Here is a 4,866-nt window from a genome sequence, read left to right as displayed (position 1 = left end):
ACGATTTAATGAAATAGAAATAGGCTCAAAGTATATTATGTGAAAAGATATTACTACCATGGGGGAAATTCATCTTAACTGAACTCACCAATATTGCATACTATAATACTTTGAAACAAAACTCGAAGTCAGGTAAATAACACTAATTTGCTTTACTGTTACACTGCCTAATTCTAATTCAGGTTATTAACAAAGATAACGTCATTTTATATTGCATTTTTTTGTAAAAAAATTATACCTCGAACTGACATTTTAATAATTTAATCCGATGAGTTATTTTAATTGAAAGCAGTGTTTTTTACTCTTAACAATTTTTAGTACTTTTCGACGTTTTAATACTAGCTTTAAAAATTTAATAATACCAATGAGTTCAACCATTACATCTGATCAAAAAAAATCTCTAGCAATCTCTTCGCTTTTGTATATCACTATGCTACTGATTTTATTCTTCATCCGTTTTTGGCCTCCTGCAAATTTGGATGAGCTAACTGGTGGTGGCGGTGGCGGCGGTGTTACTGTTAATTTTGGAGATAGTGATTTAGGTTCTGGTGCCAATTATAAAAGCGAAGTTTTAGAAGTAAAAAACCACGCCAAACAAACACCTTCGAAAACCATTCCGGACGAAGCCATATTATCACAGGAAAACACAACCGAAGAAAGTGTTGTAATCCCAACGAAAGAAAAAACAAAAAAACCTATTGTAGTAGTTAAAAAAGAAGAACCAAAACCTATAGTTGTTGTAAAACCCAAAGTTTCTAATAGCACCAATGATGCTTTAGCCAGCATTATGAAAGGTTCTAACAAAGGTGGGGACGGCGATGACAAAACAGCTGGAAACAAAGGAAAACCTAACGGAAGCTTAAGTTCAAACAGCTATTATGGAGCTGGTGGCTCTGGCGGAGGAACAGGTGGCGGCAATGGTACAGGAAACGGAACAGGTACAGGTCCCGGAAGCGGAAGCGGCTACGGAGGAGGCTCAGGAAGTGGTTCTGGTGGAGGAACAGGTTATTCACTAGGAAACCGAAAAGCAATTTCAAAACCAGAACCAAAATACACTTGTAACGAAGAAGGAAGAGTTGTTGTTGAAGTTTCGGTAGACCGAAATGGCAGAACCATAAATGCCGTTGCCGGAATCAAAGGAACAACAAACACTGCAAGTTGCTTATTAGATCAGGCTAAAATTGCAGCAATGAACACCCGATGGGATGCCAGCAGCAATGCTCCCGAAAAACAAGTAGGTAAGATTACTTATAATTTCAAATTGAATTAAAAATCAATACAGATTACAAGTTAACCTTTTTCAGTTGTCTTTGATTAAAAATTAAACTCCTGTTATTTGCGAGTTTCAATTGTCCTTAGCTTTCGCAGTCGAGCGTCAAATGTTTGAAGAATACGTAAAAAGAAAAGCTGTTTGAGCGTTAGCGAGTTCTTTTCTTTTAGTATTCGAAAACTAATTTGACCGATGAGAAAGCGTAAGACTTGATTTTTTTGTTTCTTTTTTGATCAAGCAAAAAAGAAAATTAGTAAACCATAATTTCACTTTAAATAAAAACGTCATTGCTAGTATGTTTTTAGAATAAAAAATTACTCCTCGAACTGACAAACCTTTTACTACTTGCATTTGATATAAATTACACACCTATACATAACAAAAATGCCCCGATAATTCGAGGCATTTTTGTTTTATATAAACTTATGATGTTCTTTACTTTGGACTCGTAGCAATCACAAATTTCAGATTATTTTTAACTCCTATTTGTAACACATCAACCAAATCCTGTACTTGTAAATTAAACGGTATTCTAACAATTACCGTTTGGTCTTTCTTCGTATCCATCTTAGACATCAAAGTGGTTTCTAATTCTTCAAAATCCACTGCTTGTTTGTCGATGTAGAATTTCTTGTCTTCAGTAACCGATAAACTAATGTATTGCTTGTTCGTTTTATCATTAGACTTCGCTTTAGGCAAAGTCATTTTTATAACATTCGGATTTGCCAGAGTAGATATAATCAAGAAAAACAGCAACAAGAAAAACATAATGTCACTCAATGACGAAGTAGCTACTTCAGCATGAAATCTTCTTTTTCGCTTAATTGACATAACTTATGATTTTTGAATAATATTGACAAATTCCAATATTTGTTTCTGAATTTTTAAAGCAAAATGATCAATCTTTCCGTTCAACAAATGGTAACCACTGTAAGCAATAATCCCTACAATCAAACCAGAACCACTACTAATCATTTTTTCATACAATCCACCGGAAATATTTCCGATACTGATATTCTCCGTCACCGAAATACTGTAAAATATCTTGATAACTCCTGAAATAGTACCAATAAATCCTAATGTTGGCGCAATACCTGCAATAAGACCTAGTTGTCCCAGATGTTTTTCCATCTCCCCTATTTCAATATCCGCAGCGCGATCCATATTCGATTCAATCTCGGTAATAGGTCTCCCCACAACCTGAATTCCTTCCTTCAGTATATTTCCGGAAGCCGAATTGCTTCTTTCGGCAATAGAAAGTGCCATATTCAAATTTCCTGAAACTAGATTTACACTTACATCCTTAATTAAATGAGCGTCAATCTTTGAAGCCTTATGAATGTATAAATAACGTTCAATAATCAAATAAAAAGTATAGAATAATAATAACGCAATTGGAATTAAGAAAAAACCTCCCTTAAAAATAAAGTCCAAAACAGAAATTTCAGTATTTGAAGCTACCTTTTCGACAAGAACATTCGAAGCAGCATTAGCAATAGTATCGGCCTGTAATTGTATATAACTAAACATATATTATTTTTTAATTTTACTCATTAATTATAAAAAATACTTCAATTTTGCATTGCAGTAACTTTTAGTTGCAATATTAAACTAAAAAAATCGAAATTTATTTCAGACCTCAACTAATTTATCAAAAAATAAATGAATTATCAAGAAACTACAGACTGGATGTTCAATCAACTTCCGATGTACCAATTGCAAGGAGCTTCTGCTTACAAAAAAGACCTAACTAATACTCATTTACTGATAAATCATCTCAATAATCCGCATGCCAATTTAAAATGCATTCATGTGGCAGGAACAAACGGAAAAGGATCCAGCTCACACATGCTGGCTTCTATACTTCAAGAAGCAGGTTACAAAGTAGGTCTTTATACTTCTCCCCATTTAAAAGATTTTAGAGAACGCATTAAAATCAACGGAACTGAAATTACTGAAGATTTTGTTTGTGATTTCATCAATTCGAACAAAGCTTTTTTTGAAGCCAATGACATTAGTTTTTTCGAAATGAGCGTTGGATTGGCCTTTGCTTATTTTGCAAAAGAAGAAATAGACATTGCTATTATAGAAGTAGGCATGGGCGGAAGACTCGATGCTACTAATATTATCACTCCATTGGTTTCTGTAATAACGAATATTGGATTAGATCACGTACAATTTCTTGGAAACACCTTAGAATCGGTCGCTTTTGAAAAAGCAGGAATTATCAAACCCAACATTCCTGTTGTTATTGGCGAATATACTCCCGAAACACAAGCTGTATTTTTGGCCAAAGCCAAAGAAAATAATTCCGAAATTTATTTTGCTTCTGATTTGATTTCAGAAAACCTTCCTTCGGATCTAATTGGTGATTATCAAATACACAATAAAAAAACAGTATTACAAACCATCAAAGTTTTAAATACAGAGACTAATTTTAGCATCAATCAAAACAACATTGAATCAGGTTTATTAAATGTGGTAAAAAACACGGGACTTCTTGGAAGGTGGCAACAATTAGGAGAATCTCCAAAAATCATTTGTGATACCGCACACAACAAAAACGGACTTGAAATTGTATTGAACCAAATCAAAAAAGAAAAATTTGAGCAATTACATATTGTATTGGGTGTGGTAAACGACAAAGACTTAGACGAAGTACTACCTCTATTCCCAAAAAATGCCATTTATTATTTTTGTAAACCAAACATTCCACGAGGACTCGAAGCATTGGCATTAAAAGAAAAAGCAGCACAATACGGCTTAAAAGGAGCAATACTACACTCTGTTACAGAAGCTTATAAAAAATCAAAAGAATCAGCTAATTCCAACGATTTTATATATGTGGGAGGAAGCACCTTTGTAGTTGCAGAAATTTTATAATTTTTTTTGCTTTTTGCTTGCACATCCAAAAAAGTGCTGTATATTTGCACTCGCAATCACAAACGATAGCAACCTAGTAAAATAGGGCGATTAGCTCAGCTGGTTCAGAGCACCTCGTTTACACCGAGGGGGTCGGGGGTTCGAACCCCTCATCGCCCACCAAGAAACTCCTTAAGAAATTAAGGAGTTTTTTTTATGCCTAAATTTTCCAAAATTGATTCTCTAGAATCTATAGATTTTAGAGAATTAATCCTATCGCAACCAGACCAGTTGTCTTTCTTTAGCATGTCCAGTCCTGAAATAACGACATACAAAAAGTTCGTTATGGAAGAGAAAAACAATTATGTAAAGCGCACCCAAAGTAATTGCAGCATCTCATTAAAACTAAAGATTATTAAGAAAATAAAACACTGTCAATATACTAATATCACTAATAAAAACAAGCCTTACAAGCTATTTATCCCATTTGTTGTTTTTGGTATCATTACGTATGTAACTCGATAAATATATCATCAAAAAATACATTCGATTTAGTTAAAATCATAAAACACCAAATTTTAAATTAATTGGTTTTAGAACAAAATTAAATTTTTTGAGTTATACACTTAATATCTGTTTTATGTTTTTTTGATAAATCGGTTTTGCATTCACCATTCTTTCTATGGATTTATGAAAAATACTTGTTTTAAATTGAGAACGGTTTATCCTAAAAC

4 protein-coding genes, 1 tRNA gene and 1 pseudogene are annotated in these 4,866 nt (G+C 33.4%); 3 read left to right on the top strand and 3 right to left on the bottom strand.

Translation table 11 applies throughout. The features are described 5' to 3' along the window. Positions 1 to 364 precede the first annotated feature (364 nt). A complete protein-coding gene (locus tag GTZ96_RS18030) occupies positions 365 to 1,270 on the top strand; it encodes an energy transducer TonB family protein (protein ID WP_161645281.1) in 906 nt (301 codons plus the stop codon). A 435-nt stretch (positions 1,271 to 1,705) separates the two neighbouring features. Here GTZ96_RS18030 and GTZ96_RS18025 read toward each other — a convergent pair whose 3' ends face one another. Both GTZ96_RS18025 and GTZ96_RS18020 read right to left on the bottom strand, forming a co-directional pair. Beyond that, entirely contained in the window at positions 1,706 to 2,101 is a 396-nt protein-coding gene (locus tag GTZ96_RS18025; RefSeq protein ID WP_161645280.1) for an ExbD/TolR family protein, read from the bottom strand. 3 nt (positions 2,102 to 2,104) lie between these two features. Beyond that, positions 2,105 to 2,800, bottom strand: coding sequence for a MotA/TolQ/ExbB proton channel family protein (locus GTZ96_RS18020; protein ID WP_161645279.1), 696 nt, complete (start codon positions 2,798 to 2,800; stop codon positions 2,105 to 2,107). Between the two features lie 132 nt (positions 2,801 to 2,932). On the opposite strand from GTZ96_RS18020, the gene GTZ96_RS18015 reads away from it, so the two are divergent. After that, on the top strand, positions 2,933 to 4,153 hold the full coding sequence (locus tag GTZ96_RS18015; RefSeq protein ID WP_161645278.1) for a bifunctional folylpolyglutamate synthase/dihydrofolate synthase: 1,221 nt from the start codon (positions 2,933 to 2,935) through the stop codon (positions 4,151 to 4,153). An 84-nt stretch (positions 4,154 to 4,237) separates the two neighbouring features. Further along, positions 4,238 to 4,315, top strand: a tRNA-Val gene (locus GTZ96_RS18010). A gap of 435 nt (positions 4,316 to 4,750) precedes the next feature. Here the strand turns inward: GTZ96_RS18010 and GTZ96_RS18005 are convergent. Next, a pseudogene (locus tag GTZ96_RS18005) lies at positions 4,751 to 4,866 on the bottom strand (IS1595 family transposase); the annotation flags it as partial.

The organism is Flavobacterium undicola (assembly GCF_009909155.2).
Lineage (GTDB): Bacteria > Bacteroidota > Bacteroidia > Flavobacteriales > Flavobacteriaceae > Flavobacterium > Flavobacterium undicola.
The sequence above is the reverse complement of the archived record's forward strand: the minus strand, read 5'-3'. Positions and strand labels throughout refer to the sequence as shown.

Coding starts and splice junctions, on each gene's coding strand:
- GTZ96_RS18015 (WP_161645278.1), top strand. CDS start 2,933: ATGAATTATCAAGAAACTACAGACTGGATGTTCAATCAACTTCCGATG.
- GTZ96_RS18020 (WP_161645279.1), bottom strand. CDS start 2,800: ATGTTTAGTTATATACAATTACAGGCCGATACTATTGCTAATGCTGCT.
- GTZ96_RS18025 (WP_161645280.1), bottom strand. CDS start 2,101: ATGTCAATTAAGCGAAAAAGAAGATTTCATGCTGAAGTAGCTACTTCG.
- GTZ96_RS18030 (WP_161645281.1), top strand. CDS start 365: ATGAGTTCAACCATTACATCTGATCAAAAAAAATCTCTAGCAATCTCT.